General features: G+C 42.4%; 20 protein-coding genes and 2 pseudogenes. 7 read left to right on the top strand and 15 right to left on the bottom strand.

Going from position 1 to position 19,405, the window contains the following annotated elements:
• Nucleotides 1-48 precede the first annotated feature (48 nt).
• On the top strand, nt 49-1,266 hold the full coding sequence (locus tag P4S60_RS09640) for a pyridoxal phosphate-dependent aminotransferase (protein ID WP_063704625.1): 1,218 nt from the start codon (nt 49-51) through the stop codon (nt 1,264-1,266).
• Nucleotides 1,267-1,290: 24 nt separating this feature from the next.
• Here the strand turns inward: P4S60_RS09640 and P4S60_RS09635 are convergent, their stop codons facing one another.
• The 4 genes from P4S60_RS09635 to P4S60_RS09620 are packed head-to-tail and all read right to left on the bottom strand — an operon-like array spanning nt 1,291 to nt 4,191.
• On the bottom strand, nt 1,291-1,758 hold the full coding sequence (locus P4S60_RS09635) for a glycine zipper 2TM domain-containing protein (RefSeq protein WP_063704626.1): 468 nt from the start codon (nt 1,756-1,758) through the stop codon (nt 1,291-1,293).
• A gap of 12 nt (nt 1,759-1,770) precedes the next feature.
• On the bottom strand, nt 1,771-2,382 hold the full coding sequence (gene lpoB / locus P4S60_RS09630) for a penicillin-binding protein activator LpoB (protein WP_337115810.1): 612 nt from the start codon (nt 2,380-2,382) through the stop codon (nt 1,771-1,773).
• A 10-nt stretch (nt 2,383-2,392) separates the two neighbouring features.
• Nucleotides 2,393-2,818 carry a YcfL family protein gene (locus P4S60_RS09625; protein WP_337115809.1) on the bottom strand — a complete coding sequence of 142 codons (426 nt, stop codon included), beginning with the start codon at nt 2,816-2,818 and terminating at the stop codon, nt 2,393-2,395.
• 8 nt (nt 2,819-2,826) lie between these two features.
• The gene (locus P4S60_RS09620; RefSeq protein ID WP_337115808.1) at nt 2,827-4,191 is read right to left on the bottom strand and encodes a COG3014 family protein; all 1,365 of its coding nucleotides are present in this window, start codon (nt 4,189-4,191) and stop codon (nt 2,827-2,829) included.
• A gap of 137 nt (nt 4,192-4,328) precedes the next feature.
• On the opposite strand from P4S60_RS09620, the gene P4S60_RS09615 reads away from it, so the two are divergent.
• Nucleotides 4,329-5,198: a DMT family transporter gene (locus tag P4S60_RS09615; protein WP_337115807.1), complete on the top strand. Its 870-nt coding sequence runs from the start codon at nt 4,329-4,331 to the stop codon at nt 5,196-5,198.
• A 1-nt stretch (nt 5,199) separates the two neighbouring features.
• Here the strand turns inward: P4S60_RS09615 and P4S60_RS09610 are convergent, their stop codons facing one another.
• From P4S60_RS09610 to P4S60_RS09580, 7 genes and pseudogenes are all read right to left on the bottom strand, one after another.
• On the bottom strand, nt 5,200-5,880 hold the full coding sequence (locus P4S60_RS09610) for a M15 family metallopeptidase (protein ID WP_337115806.1): 681 nt from the start codon (nt 5,878-5,880) through the stop codon (nt 5,200-5,202).
• Nucleotides 5,877-7,006 (bottom strand): annotated as a pseudogene (dapE, locus tag P4S60_RS09605) (succinyl-diaminopimelate desuccinylase). Before dapE ends, P4S60_RS09610 begins: the two are co-directional and overlap by 4 nt.
• A complete protein-coding gene (locus P4S60_RS09600; protein ID WP_337115805.1) occupies nt 7,006-7,350 on the bottom strand; it encodes an ArsC family reductase in 345 nt (114 codons plus the stop codon). Before P4S60_RS09600 ends, dapE begins: the two are co-directional and overlap by 1 nt.
• Nucleotides 7,351-7,355: 5 nt before the next feature.
• Nucleotides 7,356-7,853, bottom strand: coding sequence for a PTS glucose transporter subunit IIA (locus P4S60_RS09595; protein WP_188730213.1), 498 nt, complete (start codon nt 7,851-7,853; stop codon nt 7,356-7,358).
• A 3-nt stretch (nt 7,854-7,856) separates the two neighbouring features.
• Nucleotides 7,857-8,249: an ACT domain-containing protein gene (locus tag P4S60_RS09590; RefSeq protein ID WP_054552960.1), complete on the bottom strand. Its 393-nt coding sequence runs from the start codon at nt 8,247-8,249 to the stop codon at nt 7,857-7,859.
• Nucleotides 8,250-8,458: 209 nt separating this feature from the next.
• The gene (gene pta, locus P4S60_RS09585) at nt 8,459-10,615 is read right to left on the bottom strand and encodes a phosphate acetyltransferase (protein WP_337115804.1); all 2,157 of its coding nucleotides are present in this window, start codon (nt 10,613-10,615) and stop codon (nt 8,459-8,461) included.
• Nucleotides 10,616-10,619: 4 nt separating this feature from the next.
• Nucleotides 10,620-11,834, bottom strand: a complete 1,215-nt coding sequence (locus P4S60_RS09580; RefSeq protein ID WP_337115803.1) for an acetate kinase — start codon at nt 11,832-11,834, stop codon at nt 10,620-10,622.
• Between the two features lie 290 nt (nt 11,835-12,124).
• Between P4S60_RS09580 and yfbV the strand changes: the two genes are divergently transcribed.
• Entirely contained in the window at nt 12,125-12,571 is a 447-nt protein-coding gene (gene yfbV, locus P4S60_RS09575) for a terminus macrodomain insulation protein YfbV (RefSeq protein ID WP_063704635.1), read from the top strand.
• On the opposite strand, the gene P4S60_RS09570 is transcribed toward yfbV, so the two are convergent.
• Genes P4S60_RS09570 through xthA form a run of 3 tightly spaced genes read right to left on the bottom strand, consistent with a single transcriptional unit; the run spans nt 12,568 to nt 14,818 of the window.
• Nucleotides 12,568-13,365 carry a putative RNA methyltransferase gene (locus P4S60_RS09570; RefSeq protein WP_337115802.1) on the bottom strand — a complete coding sequence of 266 codons (798 nt, stop codon included), beginning with the start codon at nt 13,363-13,365 and terminating at the stop codon, nt 12,568-12,570. The genes yfbV and P4S60_RS09570 overlap by 4 nt on opposite strands.
• Nucleotides 13,362-14,012: an energy-coupling factor ABC transporter permease gene (locus P4S60_RS09565; protein ID WP_337115801.1), complete on the bottom strand. Its 651-nt coding sequence runs from the start codon at nt 14,010-14,012 to the stop codon at nt 13,362-13,364. The genes P4S60_RS09570 and P4S60_RS09565 overlap by 4 nt, the downstream gene beginning before the upstream one ends.
• A complete protein-coding gene (gene xthA / locus P4S60_RS09560) occupies nt 14,009-14,818 on the bottom strand; it encodes an exodeoxyribonuclease III (RefSeq protein WP_337115800.1) in 810 nt (269 codons plus the stop codon). Before xthA ends, P4S60_RS09565 begins: the two co-directional genes overlap by 4 nt.
• A 246-nt stretch (nt 14,819-15,064) precedes the next feature.
• On the opposite strand from xthA, the gene P4S60_RS09555 reads away from it, so the two are divergent.
• The 4 genes and pseudogenes from P4S60_RS09555 to rluB all read left to right on the top strand — a co-directional run bounded on the left by P4S60_RS09555 (nt 15,065) and on the right by rluB (nt 17,816).
• The gene (locus tag P4S60_RS09555; protein ID WP_063704641.1) at nt 15,065-15,499 is read left to right on the top strand and encodes a hypothetical protein; all 435 of its coding nucleotides are present in this window, start codon (nt 15,065-15,067) and stop codon (nt 15,497-15,499) included.
• Nucleotides 15,500-15,705: 206 nt separating this feature from the next.
• A complete protein-coding gene (locus P4S60_RS09550) occupies nt 15,706-16,227 on the top strand; it encodes an EF-hand domain-containing protein (protein WP_063704643.1) in 522 nt (173 codons plus the stop codon).
• Between the two features lie 130 nt (nt 16,228-16,357).
• Nucleotides 16,358-16,948: an SMC-Scp complex subunit ScpB gene (gene scpB / locus P4S60_RS09545; RefSeq protein ID WP_063704645.1), complete on the top strand. Its 591-nt coding sequence runs from the start codon at nt 16,358-16,360 to the stop codon at nt 16,946-16,948.
• Nucleotides 16,945-17,816: pseudogene (gene rluB, locus P4S60_RS09540) on the top strand (23S rRNA pseudouridine(2605) synthase RluB). Before scpB ends, rluB begins: the two are co-directional and overlap by 4 nt.
• A gap of 356 nt (nt 17,817-18,172) precedes the next feature.
• Here the strand turns inward: rluB and ald are convergent.
• Entirely contained in the window at nt 18,173-19,294 is a 1,122-nt protein-coding gene (gene ald, locus P4S60_RS09535; protein WP_337115799.1) for an alanine dehydrogenase, read from the bottom strand.
• Nucleotides 19,295-19,405: the final 111 nt, after the last annotated feature.

The raw sequence follows: 19,405 nt of genomic DNA, 5'->3' as shown, positions 1-19,405 counted from the left end.
GGTGGCCCCGTACTGGGTTAGTCTTAAGGCTAATTAGTAGAGGTAACCATGTCACAAATCAAAAAGAGTCACAAACTAGACGGTGTCTGTTATGACATACGTGGGCCTGTGCTTGCACAAGCTCGAAAAATGGAAGACGAAGGGCAAAAAGTATTAAAGCTAAACATTGGCAATCCTGCTGCCTTTGGCTTTGATATGCCTGAAGATATGCACAAAGATATCATTCGTAACTTATATTCAGCCCAAGGCTACTGTGACTCTAAAGGCCTCTACTCAGCCCGTGTGGCTGTCTATCAACACTATCAGCAACGCGGTTTATTTAATCTTGATGTCGATAATATTTATATTGGCAATGGGGTCAGCGAATTAATTCAAATGACCACACAAGCATTACTTGATAATGACGACGAAGTGCTTATTCCAGCGCCGGATTATCCGCTATGGACAGCTTCGGTTAAATTAGCAGGGGGTAACCCTGTGCATTATCTATGTGATGAAGAACAAGATTGGTTTCCTGATATTGCTGATATTAAATCGAAGATCACGTCAAAGACTAAAGCGTTGGTGCTTATAAATCCGAATAACCCAACCGGTGCGGTGTATAGCGATGATCTGTTGATGGAACTTATCAATATTGCTCGCGAGCACAAGTTATTGTTACTGAGCGATGAGATTTACGAGAAAATCTTGTATGACGGTGTCAGCCACAGCTCGATTGGTGCGCTGTGTGATGATGTGCCAATTATCACCTTTAATGGCCTAGCAAAAACGTACCGCGCGGCGGGATTGCGTATGGGCTGGATGGTGTTAAGCGGTCGTACTAGCATGATGGAAGATTTAAGTCGTGGCCTAGATATGCTGGCATCCATGCGCTTATGTGCCAATGTGCCTGCTCAGTATGCTATTCAACAAGCTTTAGGCGGTGTGCAGTCAATCGATAACTTGATAAACCCTGGTGGTCGATTGTATGTGCAGCGTGATATTGCATGGCGTGGTTTAAATGCCATTGATGGTATTAGCTGTAAAAAGCCTAAAGGGGCACTTTACGCATTTGCGAAGGTGGATACGGCACACTTTAATATTAAAAATGATGAGCGCATGATTTTAGATTTACTCAAAGCTGAGAAAATCTTATTAGTGCATGGTCGCGCATTTAATTGGCCTGATCCTGATCATTTCAGATTGGTATTTTTACCAAACAAAGATGATTTAACAGAGGCCATGAGTAAGATGCAGCGATTCTTCGCTGATTATCGACAAAGTTAAAAAAGCGAGCCGAGGCTCGCTTTTTTAATAAGCTTTATCAACACGTACCGTGTTATCGGTGAGGTACACCAGACGTACTTTATCACCTTGGTTAAACAGCATTTGGTTATCTTTGTCTTGCACAACCATAAACTGTTCGCCGCTTTCTACTTTGATCATCAATTCAACGAGCTGATATTGTATGACGCGACTGTTTTGTTGACGGTTGTGAGCAACAGAGCCACCAATCATCGAACCTAAAATGGTTGCTACGGTGCGGCCACTGCCGCCACCAAACTGATTACCGATAACACCGCCAATAAGCGCACCACCAAACGTTTCCCAGCCATTGGTTCTGTCTCTGACCAGTTCTTGTTCGGTAATGGTTCGTACTGACTGTACTGAGCCAAACAACACCTGTTGCACTGGTACTGCTTTGTTACGCTGATAGTCAGCATAACTAGGCGAGCTCAGTAATAAACAGCTTGCTAGGATTGCTACTAGGTATTTCATAACCCCTCCTGACTACCAGCCAAAAGTTGATTTCTCACGTGTCTTACGGATTTCAGTTTCATCAGCCCATTCAACTAGGCCGCTTTTTAAATCCATTAAACGCATGGTGAATTTGTAATACACATCAGCCTTGTCAGCATTTGATTTAACAATGCTCGATAAGTTGCCGTATAACATATATTGCGCACCAACTTGCTGGCCAAAAGCGATAGCGGTATTTGGATCAACTAGTGGATCGACGTTTTGGAAATTAAGTTGTTCGCGCACTGCTTCAACACGGGTCATATCAACAAAGCGGAACTTACCACTGCGTAATAGCTGTGTTGAGATTGAATCGGTGATTGATTCAGTATCAATGTGCTCGCTCGTTTTGTTTTTAATACGCTCAACAAACACGATAGGGCGAGTATTTGCTGTCATCGTGCCAACCACAGGTGAAGCAAGTAACGAGTCTGTCATTTGGCTTGCTACTTTTTGTAGATCCGTTGAGCCAAAATTGATATCTGTGGTTTCAACAGCTTGCGCATCACCATAGCTAACAACGGCTTTATTAGCACAACCAGACAGCAACAAAGCGCTTGTCATTGCAACGGCCGCAGCCGACTTAACAGAAATTAATTTCATTGTAGTATCCTTAATCTTCAAATTCTTGTGCTTCTGTTGACACTTCACGCACTGCAAGCGAGAAGGTGACAGCATTTGCTGTCGGGGCTAGGCCCGGTAATTGGGTCTTGGCAAATCCAAATAATGTAATGGGTTGCCAAGGTGAATGGTTGCCGCGAATAACAAAGCCATCAGCGTCATACCAAGTAAATTGATATTGTAAATATTGAGACTTTTTATACTGGCTTGCCAGTGTCACAACAACATCGGTTAAGCCATTTGTTTGGCGAGTTTTTACATCTGTAATGGCTAATTTCTTGCCTAGTTCAGGGTTATTAACAATCAATTGTTGGTTATACTGTTGTGATGCCTGCTCAACACCAATGCCAGAAGTGGTAGGGCGTGAGGAGCAAGCCGCAACAAATAAAATGGTTAATAGTGGCACTAAGTATTTCATCATTGCTCCTAGAGTTGTACAACATGTGTGTCGTAGTAGTTATTTATAGAGGTTAGAAAAATCAAGGTTAACCCTTGCTTACTAACCGTAAAGTCTATTTCGCCATGCCCTGGCACGATTAAAGTGTGCTGACCTGCTGGCATCGAGTGCTGAGCAATACTCAATTGACTAGGCAAAGTCGACCAGCTTCGCGTATCAGCCTGCTCTGATGCTATGTTATAAATATTCGCTAAAATATTACCGACATCGCCGCCGCTTCTTGCCAATTCTGCACGCATCTTTTCTTTTGCTACCAAACGCATAACTTGTCGGGTTATTCTGCCAGCACTTTGATCTTTTAACGTCTTTGCTGCTAGCGCTTCTAGTCTAACGATGGGCGTCAGCGGCATATTTTCACCACCAAGACTCACAGTTTTATTACTGCCGGTATAGGGCGCATCGCGATAAACTGGCATGGCAATACTGTAAAAGCGTGCATCACCCCTTGAGGTATAAATGGGTAATCGTAAATGAAACTCTTGTCTTGCTGGTATCAACCCTTGCTCTGCAATTACAATTACTTGACCCGTGTTTGCTTGAGTCTGCTTTAGCTTGCCAAAGCGTTTGCTAAATTCTTCAAAGTCCTGATCAAACCCTTGTTTTTTGGCAAGGCGTAACACTGTTTGCTGTAAGTAGCTATTTTCGCTATTTATTTCGAGTGCTTTTTTGTAATCGATATAGGCATCATCAAACTGCTTATCTGCCTCATAAAGTAGCCCAGACAAATAAAACGTAAAGGCATTTTGAAAGCCATTTTTGACATTACCAATTAGCTCAGCCATGTCAGGGTAGCCTTCGGCTGCCTGTTCTGCTTGTTCATCAAGTACAGCTTGGTTGTCTTTTAGTGCATCTTCTTGCACTTTATTAGCACGTCTAACTTCAACTAATGCAGATTCAAGCTGCTTATCAAATACATAACTCAGTGCTTTGTAGCTATGCAGCATGGTCATTTCATAAGCTGCTGGTTCATAACCAATCACTGAGTCATTGGTTAATAATGAATTTGTTTGCTCAAGGCCAGCACTTAGCTGTACTTTGGCTGCTTGACGCTTTTTTTCCATATTTTGATAAACAGCTTCAAAGGTCTCATTGGCCTCAGAATTTTGTTTAGCCAAAAATTCAAGACGGGCCGTTTCAAGTTGATTCAATAAATAGTTACTATGGCCTCGGCTGTTACTCGGCAAAAGTTGCTGTGCACTGGCTATGTTATTTTGAGAAACAGCTTGGCGCACAGGTCTTAGCTGCGTCGCATAATCTTGGAATAGATCAGTAATACCTATGGTACTGCAACCAGATAACAGTAAAGCAGCTCCAATAAATAAACGTCGATGCACTGAACACTCCTTTTAAACAATGTACTGAGATTAGCATACGCGGCTTAACCTTCTATGATAAATTATGTAAAAAATCGTAAGTTAATTGGCTAATTTTAGGTCTTATCTTTTTTAAAACCAAAAGGGTAACTCATTTGTTGAGCACCGTACTGTATACCTTGATTGCACTTTGTGCGTTTGCAGCTAACTCTTTGCTGTGCCGAATGGCATTGCAAAGTGGTGATATCGATCCGTTAAGTTTTACAGCCATTCGCTTAGCAAGTGGGGCGTTGATGTTGCTTGGTATACTTTTATGGCAAACAACGTTATTGAGATCAAAATCACAATCAGCACAACCTTTAACCGATAAAGGTAGCAGTATCAGTGCGCTAAGCTTATTTGTTTACGCGCTGTGCTTTTCAGTTGCCTATGTTGATTTAAACACAGGCACAGGCGCACTTATCTTATTTTCGGCAGTACAATTAACCATGATAGGCCATAGTGTTTTAAATAAAGAACCACTCAGTAAAGTGCAGTGGGGGGCTTTGTTTGTTGCTTTCTCGGGTTTTATTTACTTAATGCTGCCCTCAGCCACGGTGCCTTCTTTCATGCCGGCCATGCTTATGGCGTTAAGTGGCGTGGCGTGGGGTGTTTACAGTATTCGCGGAAAATCATGCAGCTCACCGTTGCAAGCAACCAGCTTTAACTTTCTAAGAAGCTTAATACTTGTGCCAATTTTAGTGATTGTAGCTTTAGTTGATTGGCAAGGTATTACTGCGAGTGGGGTTTATTTGGCGATAGCTTCAGGAGCGCTTGCATCAGGGCTTGGCTATAGCATTTGGTACATTGCACTACCTAGCCTTAAAAGTAGTCAAGCAGGAGTGGTGCAGCTAACCGTGCCTGTGCTTGCCACATTAGCCGGGGTGGTGGTTTTAGATGAGCAATTAACAGCGCGTTTAGTTGTAGCCAGCGCCTTAATTCTTGGCGCTGTACTGGTGTTTTTGATGGCTAAAAAGCGCAGTGTCTAGATTAGGGCATATTAATATTTAATACGTAGCGTTCATACAGGGTGTTAAGTTCGGCTAGTATCGCTTGTTTGCCGCTCAGCTCACTTTGTTCAATACATTGCTGTAATGTTGCAACTGACAAATACTGCATCATCTTAGCAGACACACCAATATGACTGATATGCCAAGGCTCAGGAGCAACCCCACCTTTGTACTCTTGATAAGGGCGATAAAAACCATACTTTTCTAGGTTATCGTCAAGCCATGCAGCAAGTTTGGCAAAGGGCCCTGTGGGCGAATACTCATCAGGGGTTAATTGCAGCTGGTAATCATCGTCAATAGGGCGGGTATCGTAAATGTCGAGGTCGGTACCAAAGTGGTGCCTACTTGCCCCTGGGAGTGCTGAGTAAAGCATAATAGCGTGGCACTTTTCAGTATCACTTAGATTTTCTAAATCTACCGTTTGTTGATCAAGGGTGTAAACCGGTCGAAGGCCCTGAAATTTAGCATTCCAAATTGCACTTTGACGATGAAAATCACGAAAGCTTGAGGCAATTGTTAGATCAATACCAGCTTCTTTTGCTCCTTGCTGCAGAGCTAAAAAATCATCGACAATATCACGATGCAAGCGATGTTTTTGTAGCTCAACTAAATGTGAGCTACTTAACCCCGTGGCGCATTGTTTAAGCTCGGTTTGGTTCATGTAAGCAGTTGCTCTAAAATGACTTCGTAAATATCAGCAAGTTGGATTAAATCATCCGTGCTAACACATTCATCTACTTTATGTATGGTTTCATTACGCGGACCAAGCTCAATAACCTTGGCGCCCGTTTGCGCAATAAAGCGGCCATCAGAAGTACCGCCGGTGGTTTCAAGCGCGGTGTCGCGTCCAGTCACCTGCTTAATAGCGTGCACGGTAGCATCAACTAACGGGCCATGATCGGTTAAAAAAGGCAGCCCATTGACAATCCAATTTAGCTCGTAATTGAGGTTGTGTTTCTCAACAATATCAACCACTCGCTGCTGTAGCTGTTGGTGAGTTACTTCAGTACTAAAGCGAAAGTTAAATTGAATCTCAAGTTCACCTGGGATCACATTTCCGGCACCGGTGCCACCGTTAATATTCGAAACCTGAAAACTCGTTGCAGGGAAAAATTCGTTACCTTGATCCCACTCGGTTTGACTCAGCTCAGTTAACGCAGGAGCAGCTAAATGAATTGGATTTTGTGCTAAATGCGGGTAGGCAACATGGCCTTGCACACCTTTCACGGTTAAAAAGCCAGTTAATGAACCGCGACGACCATTTTTTACCACATCGCCAAGCACATCTCGTGAAGAGGGTTCGCCAACTAGGCATAAATCAATCTTTTCGCCTCGTGCTTCGAGGGTATCGATAACACGGGTTGTGCCGTTGATAAACGGGCCTTCTTCGTCAGACGTAATTAAAAACGAAATTGAACCTTTGTGATCTGGGTGCTTAGCTACAAAACGCTCGGTGGCAACCACCATGGCAGCTAGTGAACCTTTCATATCGGCTGCGCCGCGACCATGTAACATACCGTCTTTCACCAGGGCAGAAAAAGGCGGGTGCTGCCAATTTTTTCAGGACCTGTTGGTACAACATCAGTGTGACCAGCAAAACAAAAATGCGGTGACGCATCGCCCTTACGAGCCCAAGTATTTAAGGTATCAGTGAAAAACAGTGATTCAATATTAAAGCCTAGTTTTTCAAGGCGTTCGTTCATTAACGCTTGGCAACCAGCATCTTCAGGCGTTACTGATTCACGCTGGATAAGCGTTTGAGCAAGTTCAATAACAGGGTGAGTCATTAGGCAAAAATCTCATCGTATTGAGCTGCTTTAAAACCTAAGTGGTATTGGCCGTTGTGCACTAGTACCGGGCGCTTAATCATTGCAGGTTGCTCAACCAGCAATGCTAATGCAGATTCTTTATCTAGGTTTTGCTTTTGCTCATCAGATAATTGACGGTAAGTTGTGCCGCGTTTATTAACTAAATCTTGCCAATCAATGTGCGCTGCAAACTCATTAACTAGCTCAGCATTAATGCCGTCTTTACGGTAATCATGGAAAGTAAATTCTTGATTGTTATCAGTTAAATATTTCTTGGCTTTTTTGATTGTATCGCAGTTGCTGATACCGTACATGATAGTCATAAATTCTACTTTTTAGTTACAGTGAGTAATGTGTCTACCCCAGCAGTGACCTGAGATAGTGAGTAATAAAGAGGTCCAAGGTGTTGGCTATTGAGAACGCACAGTGTGCCAAGCATAGGGCTGCTCAACTCGCGTAAATCAAAATAGGCTAATCGTTCACCTTGGCTAATTTTACTGCCATTTAATTTAGCAATATTGGTGTGGTTGATATGTTCTTCAACCGATGAAAACGATAAGTTTAATAAAACTTTTAAACCGTTTTTTGCTTGTAAAATGTATTCTTTACCAGCATTTTTAACTTGTAATAGGGTGCCATCGAATGGCGCAATGATGTTGTGGCTGGTTAGTTCAACACTAATGCCTGGGCCAAGGGTGGCAAAACGAAAAAATGGTTCAGGGTGCTCGCTAATGCTTTTTACACGCCCAGTAAATGGGCTTTTAATGGCCATGCAGCGTGCTTTTCTGAGGCTGCGTTCGGGTAAGTATTGAACTTCGTTAGTCATGGCTTATTTAACATCACCTAGCACATGGTAACCGTCTTTTTTCAGAGCTGTAATGGCTTTGGCCATACTTTGCTTTTTCACTAATACATAATCGGTATCGTAAGTAGATAAAGCAAAAATCGAAATCGACGCTTTTGCTAGCACGCCAGAAATGTTCGCCATAATACCGGTTAATGAAAAACCAAGTGGGCCAATGACTTCCAGTGCTTGCCAGTCGGTTTCTTGGTCCAGACTGTCGAGCTGGAAACTACTTGGGCAGACAATAGACAGCTCATCAGCCGTTTTTGCAATAAAGAAAATAGCTTGTTGGAGTAAGGCAGGGTCAATCGTTGCATCGACATCTAAACTATGAATGGTAAGTTCTTCACTATGAAGTTGTAACGTTTGTTTTGACATCTGCGATCCTATCTTTGAAGCCTTTGAATTTATAGTATAGGTAAACAAAGTTAAGATAAAGCGCAATAATTTTGATTGCTGAGGTTTTACTCAATATCGCTGTTGAGGTTGTCCACAGATTCTGTGGATAAATATGGGAATAGGTCAGTATAAAGAAGGTAATAGGCTAATTTATAAGGGTTTTATAAATTAGCCTAAATTTTGAAGGGTTAATTTTCTAAGCTTTCAACTTGCTTAGCTTGAATTGCTGTAAGGGCAATGGTGTAAACAATATCGTCTACTAATGCACCACGACTCAAGTCATTTACTGGCTTACGCATACCTTGTAGCATTGGGCCAATACTAATTAAATCGGCACTCCGTTGAACGGCTTTATAGGTTGTATTACCGGTATTTAAATCTGGGAATACAAACACCGTTGCTTTACCTGCAACCGGGCTGTCTGGTGCTTTCTTAATTGCTACGTTTTCCATAATTGCAGCGTCGTACTGAAGCGGGCCATCAATCACTAAATCAGGGCGCTTTTGCTGGGCAAGTTTAGTGGCTTCACGCACTTTTTCTACGTCAGCACCTGAACCCGAAGTACCCGTACTGTAGCTGATCATTGCAACACGAGGTTCAATCCCAAACGCAGCCGCTGAATCAGCTGACTGGATCGCGATATCGGCCAGTTGCTCTGCTGTTGGGTCAGGGTTGATTGCACAGTCACCGTAAACCAGAACTTGATCAGGTAACAACATAAAGAACACTGACGATACCAACGATGAACCCGGTGCAGTTTTAATTAACTGTAGCGGTGGGCGAATCGTATTCGCAGTGGTGTTAACCGCACCCGACACTAGACCATCTACTTTACCTTGTTCAAGCATCATAGTGCCAAGCACCACGTTATCAAGTAATTGCTCTTGGGCAACCACTTCTGTTAAGCCTTTGTTTTTACGAATTTCAACCATAGGCACGACGTAATCGTTGATCACATCAGCTGGCTCAACAATGGTTACGTTATCGTTTAGTTCAACACCTTGTTGCTCAGCAATACGTAAAATTTCTTCTTTGTCACCAAGTAAGATTGTTTTTGCAATGCCTCGTTGGCCACAAATTGCTGCAGCTTTAATTGTACGCGGCTCATTACCTTCTGGTAAAACAACTGTTTTATTCGCTTGACGGGCTTTGTCTGTTAGTAAGAAACGAAACGCTGGCGGAGACATTTTACGAGTACGACCAACACTTTGCGCTAGGCTGTCTAACCAATCAGAGTCAATGTGGCTGGCGTTGTGATCTTTTACTTTATCGATACGCTGATCATCATCACACGGTACTTCCATATTGAAGTTGTGCAGTAATAAAGACGTGCGCCACGTGTCTTCTTCTGTTGCAAGAATTGGCAGGCCGGTATCCATAGCTTGTTCGCATAATTTCATGATGCGATCTTCCGGCTTAAAGCCACCGGTTAATAAAATAGCCCCAAGCTTGGTGCCATTCATAGCCGATAAACACGCGGCAACTAATACATCAGAGCGATCGCCTGGAGTGACCAGTAATGCACCCGGGGTAAAGTGGCTTAAAATATTCGACACGGTACGAGCACAGAAAGTAACGCGACGTAAACGACGGTGAGCCATGTCGCCTTCGTTAATAACTTCGGCCTTTAGGTATTCACATAAATCACGCACACGTGGCGCTACTAGGTCGAAATCCCACGGGATTGAACCTAATAATTTAAATGGGTGCTTTCTGAAAATAGGCAGCGATGCTAAACGGTTTAATTCGTTTTCAAGTTGCTCTGGCTCATGAGCTTCAACTAGATCAGCACGGGCACGACCTTCGTCATCTAAAGGTGCATTAACTTTATTGAAAATACAGCCTAACACGCGAGGGTGGTTAACACCGCCATAGTTGCCTGAGGCGATTTCTAAACGGTCTTCAATTTGGTCGTTGCTATCGTTACTAGGCGTTAAAACAAAAACAATATCAGCACCCAGAGTTTGCGCGATTTCACGGTTTACACGGCCTGCGTACGGCTGACGACGTGTTGGCACCATACCTTCAATAATTGCAATTTCGTCTTCTTTAATGGTGTTTTCAAAGCGCTCGACGATTTCTTCAAGTAAGTCGTCGCCTTTACCATCACCAATCATTTGTTCTGCATAGCTCAAATCGAAGGGAGTAGGCGGATTAATTGGCGAGCCATGGGTAACAATTTGCGTCGACTTTTCAGGGCCTGTATCGCCAGAGCGCGGCTGTGCAATGGGTTTGAAAAAGTTTACTTTAAGCGCCTTTTGTTCAAGCGCACGCACTAAACCAACAGAAACAGATGTTAAACCAACCCCAGTTGAAATAGGGATCAACATAATTCTACGTGCCATTTACTTAACCCTCCTTTGCAATGCGGGCTGCATCGTTAGCAATAACCCATTCTTCGTTGGTCGGGATCACAAACGCTTTCGCGTGGGCTTGGCCTTTTGAGATTAAGCCTTCTTTACCAAAGCGAGCAGCTAAGTTTGCAGCTTCGTCACACTCAAGGCCTAAAAAGCCTAATTGGGTGATCACTTTGTCACGAATGATATCTGAGTTTTCACCGATACCACCGGTGAAAATAAGTGCATCAAGGCGTTGTACAGGCACTAAGAATGCGGCGATTTGTTTTGCTAAACGGTAGCAGAAAATATCGAGTGCAAGGTTTGCTTGCGGATGGCCTTCAACAGCGGCTTCTTCAATAGTGCGACAGTCATTTGATAATTCACTAATACCTAACAAGCCACTTTGCTTATTAAGTAGGTCATCAATTTCTTTTACTGAATAATTAAGTTGCTGAGTTAAAAACGTGAATAAACCCGGGTCGATGCTACCACTGCGCGTGCCCATCACTAAGCCTTCAAGCGGTGTCAGACCCATGCTGGTATCAACGCTCTTACCATCTTTAATCGCACACACTGAACAACCATTACCTAAATGCGCACTGATCACATTGGTTTGCTCACGCTCTTTACCTAGCAATTTTGCCGCTTCACCAGCAACATAATAATGGCTTGTACCATGAAAACCATAACGTCTTACGCCATGCTCTTTATAAAGCGAGTAAGGTAGGGCGTATAAGTACGCAATATTTGGCATCGTTTGATGAAATGCCGTATCAAACACTGCAATTTGTGGCAGCGTTGAGAACGCTTGCTGTGCAGTGCGAATGCCCAATAAATTTGCAGGGTTATGAAGTGGAGCAAGTGCCGCTGTTTTTTCGATAGCTGTAAGTACATTATCGTCGATAAGCACAGACTCAGTGAAATGCTCACCACCGTGCACAACACGATGACCCACCGCAATTAAGTTATCTGCCAGACCTAACTCATTAACTAGCTTCACAAGCTCAGCAATTGCTGCATCGTGGGCTTGGCCCTTTGCAAGCTCAATAAGTTGTTTTTCACCATTATATTTATATTTGATTGAAGGCGTGTCTGAGCCAAGGCGCTCAGCTAAACCAGAAATAACTTCGTCAGAAGTAGTGGCATCTAAAATGGCAAATTTTAAGCTTGAACTACCACAGTTCAGTACTAAAACATGTTGTGGTGAGCAAAGGTGCGTCGACATAGCTAGGTCCTAAAAATACGATATCAGTCAGTGTATATTAAGGCTTGATAATTAGAATTCTTTGCCAGTATAGTAAATAAGTATTTTGTTGCTACACTTAACAAAGCTAGGCTGTAATTATACTAAAGTCTGGTTGACTTAAGCCGATAACATTTTATCTCATTTAGACATTAAACGTTAGTCTCATTACCATTAATTTGGTATTAAAACTAGGACAGGTTTTGCAGGGATTGTATCCGGGAGTGTGTTACACTCGATTGTGAAACAAGATGAAGACCCTAGGAGTGATGATGCAAAAAGGTGTCATGTCACAAGTGCAAACAGGTCGTCAATACGCTAAAAAATGGCCGATGCGACAAGAGCTCGCTCCATTGTTTGCCGAATTTAGAGTGATCAAGGCCACTGATCTGGCTATTACAGTGATGCCAATATTGGCAATGCTAACCGTATTTATGCAAGTTAATTATTTAGGTAGTGATTATTTTCCACAAGCTATCACTATCGCGCTTTTCTTTTTATCATTACCGCTTCAAGGTTTGTTGTGGCTGGGCCGCCGTGCAGAAACCCGTTTAGAACCAGCAATGCTAAGTTGGTACACAGAGCTGCACAGTAAAATGAAAGCGCATGGTTATCAGTCACAATTAACGACTGAAAAACCACGCTATTCAGATTTAGCTCAACTATTAAAAGATATGTTCGAAAAAATGGACAAAGCCTTCACTAAAGAACACTTCTAATCGCGAACAAACTGGCTCACATAAAACGATAACGTTACTTTTTGTGGGCCTTGTTGCTCTATCTGTAGCCAATGCTCTGGGCGAAACTTCCATGCAAACGGCGTCATCATAATTAAATGTTTAATCTCATTAACAGACAACAGCACCTGTTGCTCTAATAATGCTGTTGACTCGTTGCTGAAGCCTGCAGGTGGTTCTATCTCTGTATGCGGTTTAACATCGGCATAAATAAACGCTTTTAACTCTTTAAGATGCCAAGGGCCAGGGCTTGCAACAATTAAACTAGCTTGCGGTTTGGCAAGGCGGGCAAGTTCTTGTGCAAATAAAGGGGCAAACACACTAACAAGTACATCCGCTTTGGCATCTGCAAAAGGGGCTTGGCTAATCGAAGCGACAATAAAATGCGCATTTTCATAACGCTTAGCGGCGTATTTTACCGCCGGCTTCGAAATATCAACACCATATACATCGGCACTTGATTGTGCTGCAATTGCCTGGGTGTAAAAGCCTTCACCACAGCCTAAATCAATCACTGAACTTGGTGCGAGAGATGCCACTAACTCAGCTAAAGCGTGCTGTAAAAATAAATAGTGCCCGGCACTTAAAAATGCGCGGCGTGCTTGCACCATTTCAAGGTTATCGCCCGGTTGTTTCGACTTTTTATTTTGCACGGGAAGTAAATTTACATAACCCTCTTTGGCGATATCAAAACTGTGATTATTGTCACAGCGGTACGTTTTATCGGTGAGTGTCAGTTCAAGTTTGCAAAGCGGGCAGTGATAGTGAAGACTCATGAGTCTAAGTAGTCCTTATCATAAAAGGTTTTAACCCAGTAAGGGCGATAGGTGATCAACAAGGTGATTGCCATGCCATTGAGCATCGCTTCAGGAAACCAAATTATGGCACACAGGATCAAATAGTTTTCTGAAATCTCAATAAAACTGTAATCACCAAGCAAGTAATAAAGCACACCACTGGTGAGTATTTTAATACAGGCGATAACAGCTGCGGTTAAAAACGCGCATAAAAAGATATAAATAAAAAAGTGTCTTGGTAAATAGGTGTAACAAATTACAAAGCACAGATAGCTCAACGTAATTGGAATAAACGCTGTAAATAACAAATGCACAGGCAATAAACTGATTGGCAATTGTGCAACCAGCACTAACAACAAACTCGCCAAGGTACTTGCAAAAATAGCCAGTCGCCAACCTAAAATTAGGGTCACTGCGGTGACCCCCAAAATATGCAATTCGAGGCCAGGTAATATGCCTGCTTTAATACGCCACAGTACCGCAAGTACAAGGGCACATGCGAGCACACCCACTTGTCTTATCGGTGTTGCCAGCAAATGTGACAGGCATTGTTTATCAAAGCTGAGCCAAATTATTATAGCCACACAGCTCCACAATGGGAGCTGCCATTGCAGAGTGTCTATCATGCGTTAAATGTTGACCAAATTGGCGCATGATCAGATGGTTTATCGATACCGCGCAACTCGTAATCAATACCAGACTCAACACAACGCTCAGCAAGAGCAGGGGTTGCTAAGATCACATCAATACGCAGACCGCGGTTGTCATCAAACCCTTTTGAGCGGTAATCAAACCACGAATATTGTTCTGTTTTTTCTGGATAAAGTTCACGGAAGGTATCTTTAAAGCCCCAGTTTAATAACGTGCTTAACCATTCACGCTCTTCAGGTTGGAAAGAACACTTACCCGTTTTTAACCAGCGTTTACGGTTTGGTTCACCAATACCAATGTCGAGATCAGTTGGCGAAATATTAATGTCACCCATCACGATAACATCTTGATCAGGCGTGTGGTTATCTTCTAGATGGGTCATTAAATCTTTATAGAATTGACGCTTATAAGGAAACTTTGTTTCATGGGCAATGTTGTCACCCTGCGGGAAGTAGCCATTCATTACCGTTAAGTCGCGACCATTTTCTTGTGTCACTGTTACGCTGATCATACGGCGCTGTGATTCGTCGGTATCGGTTGCAAAACCTTTTACAACAGATTTAGGTTCTTGCTTACATAACATTGCTACACCGTAATGCGCTTTTTGACCATGAAAATAAACGTGATAGCCCATTTTTTGTACGTCTTCGAGAGGGAAGGCTTCATCGTGCACTTTGATTTCTTGTAAGCCGATGATATCTGGTTGATGTTTATCAATTACAGCCTGCAATTGGTGTAAACGAGCGCGCAGCCCGTTAATGTTAAATGAGATTACCTTCATGGTTTACCTATCTGTATTTTTGATTATTCGTTTAGCGCAATTCTATCATCAAACTAGGGCTTATTCATGAGCAAATTACGAAAATCAAATTGAGTAAATGTTGATCAATTGCTGCTTATTTTAAAGACATTGTTAACTCATTATTAATTATTAAATTAAATAAATAATTCAGTTGATCTACTGATTTTTGTTTATATAATGCGCGCAAACCACCCGTTCATATTATGTACTATTTAAAGGTAAACCATGAAAAAACAATTAGTGATGCTTTCTCTTGCATGTATCTCATTTGGCTCATTAGCAAGCAACCCGCACTACTTTTCAGCTGATAACCGTATCGAATCAAAGTTATGTAGCTTAAGTGCGAACGAAGGGTTTACCGCTGCACGTAAAGAAGCAGCAAAACACGGCATTTCAATGTCACGTTTTTCACAAAGCATTTTATGTAACGGCACAGATATCCGTGAAATTGCTAAAAAAGCACAATCACAAGAAGCAGCAACAAAAGCAGCTGTTGAAGTGTTTGCTAAAAATGAGCAAAAAGAAACTCAGCTTTGTATTACTGCACTTAAGCAAGGTTTAACACCTGTGCGTGAAAAAATTGGTAACTTAAATACCTTAAAATGTAATGGCGAAGCAGTAACAGATTTCGTTAAGCGTTACCAAAACGCAGCTATCTAATAGCGACATTTTAGTGATTTGTAAAAAGCGCTCATCGGAGCGCTTTTTTTATGAAAAAATTACAGCAACCCATGAAAAGCTTTCTAAATCATAGGCTTAATAAAAACTTAACGTGGTTGTAAGTGCTTGATTTTAGTTAATAAGGCATTTTGGCATTCAACTTGAAATAGTCTAACTGAATCTAATCGACTACAAGGAAATGTCTTATGAACAAGTTAACTTTAGCATCAACAATTTTAGCAGCATTAAGCCTATCAGCATGTTCTGCAAGTAACTCTTTAGCAAAAATCGACAGCGATTTTGGCAGCCTAGATAACGACCATGATGGTTATATCTCGAAAGTAGAAGCAGATGACGATGCAATTTGGGAGCATTTCTCAAACATCGATACCAACATGGATGAGCAAATTAGCCGTACAGAATTTAACGCCTACATGCAGTTAAATACAGGCAAAGTGGCAACAGATAGCGAGGTGTCTGAATCAGCATTTAAAGCAGAAATCGCTAAGTTTGACCCGATCGAAAGTGACTTTAAATCGTTAGACAACGATAAAAATGGTTACATCTCTATTGAAGAAGCGGATGACGACGACATCGCAAATCATTTTGGCTACATGGATAGCAACAAAGATAAGCGTGTAAGTCGCACCGAGTTCATTAGCTACATTAGCAAATATGGCAGCGATGTGGCAGAAGATGATGCCCTTGAAATGGTCAAAAAGAGCTAATTTCAATATTCATTCATAAAAATCCCCCAAAGCCAGTGTTTTACACTGGCTTTTTTACAATAATTTTTCCAACCTTGGCTGACTTCTGTCATAATAGTGCGTTAGTGATTTAAAATGACCTTTAGTAGCAATGGCCACAAAACGTATCAGTGATGAACAGTTAGTCGAAATCATAGAAGCCGCGATTTTTGTTGCTGGAAAACCTGTGTCTAAACGTCATTTAAAAGAGACAGTATTAGCTGACTTAAGCGTATCTATGCCACGCATTAATAATGCAATCGAACAGATTCAAACGCATTATCAAACCCGAGGCATCAAGCTTGTTGCAGTTGGCAGCGGTTACAGGTTTCAGGCCTGTGCCAGTTTAGCCCCTTGGCTGGCAAACTTATGGCAAGAACGCGCACCTAAATACTCAAGAGCACTACTAGAAACTTTATCCTTGATTGCCTACAGACAACCTATTACCCGTGGTGAAATTGAACAAGTACGGGGTGTGACTGTTGGCTCAGGAATTATTAAAACCTTATTAGAAAGAGAGTGGATTAGGGTTGTTGGCCACAAAGAAGTGCCAGGGCGCCCAGCGTTGTATGCTACAACATCCGCTTTCTTAGATTATTTTTCATTAGCTGGTTTAGATGAATTACCGCCGTTACCTGAACTTCAGGAGAGTAAAATCAACCAGTTATTGAGCGATCCTTCTGTGAGAGAACTATCTGAATGAGTAATGTAGAAACTGAAAAGTTACAAAAAGTATTAGCCCGTGCTGGCGTGGGTTCACGTCGTGAAATGGAAAAATACATCGATGCCAATCGCGTGAGCGTGAATGGTAAAGTGGCCCGTTTAGGCGACCGCGTAGAAGCAACCGATGTAATTCGTGTTGATGGTCACGTAGTGAAAATCGAAGATAAAGCCGACCGAATTTGTCGTGTACTTATGTATAACAAACCAGAAGGTGAGTTATGTACACGTAAAGACCCTGAAGGTCGTCGTACGGTATTTGACCGTTTACCACGTGTCGATGGCGAGCGCTGGATTGCAGTTGGCCGACTAGATATTAATACCGCAGGTTTAATGCTGTTTACTAACGATGGCGAACTTGCCAACCGTTTAATGCACCCAAGCTACGAAGTAGAGCGCGAGTACTCTGCTCGCGTGTTTGGTGAAGTGACAAACGAAACGCGCGCACTTTAACAAAAGGTGTTGAGCTTGATGATGGTCCTGCGAAATTCTTAAACATCAAACCTATGGGTGGTGAAGGTATCAACCGTTGGTTTAATGTGACTTTAACAGAAGGTCGTAACCGCGAAGTTCGTCGTTTATGGCAATCACAAGATGTTGAAGTATCGCGTCTTATCCGTATTCGTTACGGTAAGTTAGAGCTTGATAAGCGTTTGCCACAAGGTGGTTGGGCTGAGCTTGATTTAGACACGGTTAACTATTTACGTAAAACAGTACAACTTGGCCGCGAAACGCAAACTAAGCTGTCGGTTATTCCTGAAAAGCGTAAAGACAAACGTGCTAAAATTAACCAAATCCGTAAAGCGGTTAAAAAGCACAATCAACGCGCTAAACAAACTAAGCGTCGTTAGAAACTATATTCAAACTTGTTTGCAGGTAGAGCTCTTCACTTGCAAACAGGCATAAAAAAAGCAGCGATATCGCTGCTTTTTTTGTTTCGAGGGCGTGTTAACCTTTTATGATTAATTTTGCAGCAGTGTGTTTGGTATTTAGGCAAGGCAGAGCCTATGAAGTGTGGTAGTTCCACATAAATAGGCGATAACGCAGCATCAATGCCAAACACGCGCTGCCCTTCGGGTTCTTCCTAGGGGCGATTAACTCTTTGTTGCTCGATTTTTACTTAGTCCACTAGGTTACAAATCTCGCGCCGCGATTAAATCGCCCCTAGAGTGAACAAATTTAATCCACAAAGGTCAACGCGCCCTTATTAAGCATTTTCAACCGCTGTACGTGGGTCAACATATTCCATGTTGAAAGCTTCAGCTACTTCTTTATAAGTAACTTGGCCTTTGATCACGTTTAAGCCTTTTAAGAAATGTGCATCGTCAAGAAGCGCTTTCTTATAGCCTTTGTTAGCAAGGTTGATGATAAACGGTAACGTTGCGTTGTTAAGTGCGAACGTAGAAGTACGTGGAACAGCACCTGGCATGTTAGCAACACAGTAGTGAACAACGTCATCAACGATGTAAGTTGGATCAGCGTGAGTAGTCGCTTTAGAAGTTGCGATACAACCACCTTGGTCGATTGCAACGTCAACGATTGCAGAACCAGGTTTCATTGCTTTGATGTGCTCAGCAGTTACTAGTTTAGGCGCTGCAGCACCTGGGATTAGTACGCCACCGATCACGAGGTCAGCTTCTAGTACGTGTTTTTCTAACGCGTCGGCAGTTGAGTAAAGTGCTTTAACTTTATTACCAAACTGTGCGTCTAAAGCACGTAATACATCGATGTTACGGTCAAGAACAACAACGTCTGCGCCTAGGCCAACAGCCATTTGCGGCGCGCTACGACCAACCATGCCGCCGCCGATAACAACAACTTTAGCTGGCTCAACACCTGGTACACCACCAAGTAACATACCACGGCCGTGGTTAGATTTTTCTAATGCTTGTGCACCAGCTTGAATAGACATACGACCAGCAACTTCACTCATAGGAGCAAGAAGAGGTAAACCGCCACGTGCATCAGTTACTGTTTCGTAAGCGATACAGATAGCGCCACTTTTCACTAGGTCTTCAGTTTGTGGAAGATCCGGTGCTAAGTGAAGGTAAGTAAATAGAATTTGGTCTTCGCGTAACATTGCACGCTCAACAGCTTGTGGCTCTTTCACTTTTACGATCATTTCAGCTTTAGCAAAAACGTCTGCCGCTGTTGATAAAATTTCAGCACCTGCTGCTACATAATCTTCGTTTGTGAAGCCAATGCCCATACCAGCATCAGTTTCAACAAATACTTGGTGGCCATGGTTTACTAGTTCACGAACACTCGCAGGAACCATACCTACACGGTATTCATGGTTTTTAATTTCTTTAGGTACACCAATAATCATAGTTTTTCGCCTTAATAGAACGGGGTAAAATTTTTGACTATTATATTCATGACCTGCCAGTGTGTCTCACCTTTTTTAAGTGGTATTCTAGTGATATACTCTAAAAATTAA

The organism is Pseudoalteromonas sp. Hal040 (assembly GCF_037162425.1).
Taxonomy (GTDB): Bacteria; Pseudomonadota; Gammaproteobacteria; order Enterobacterales; family Alteromonadaceae; genus Pseudoalteromonas; species Pseudoalteromonas gelatinilytica.
Note: the sequence above shows the minus strand (reverse complement) of the source record. Positions and strands in the feature narration are given on the sequence as shown.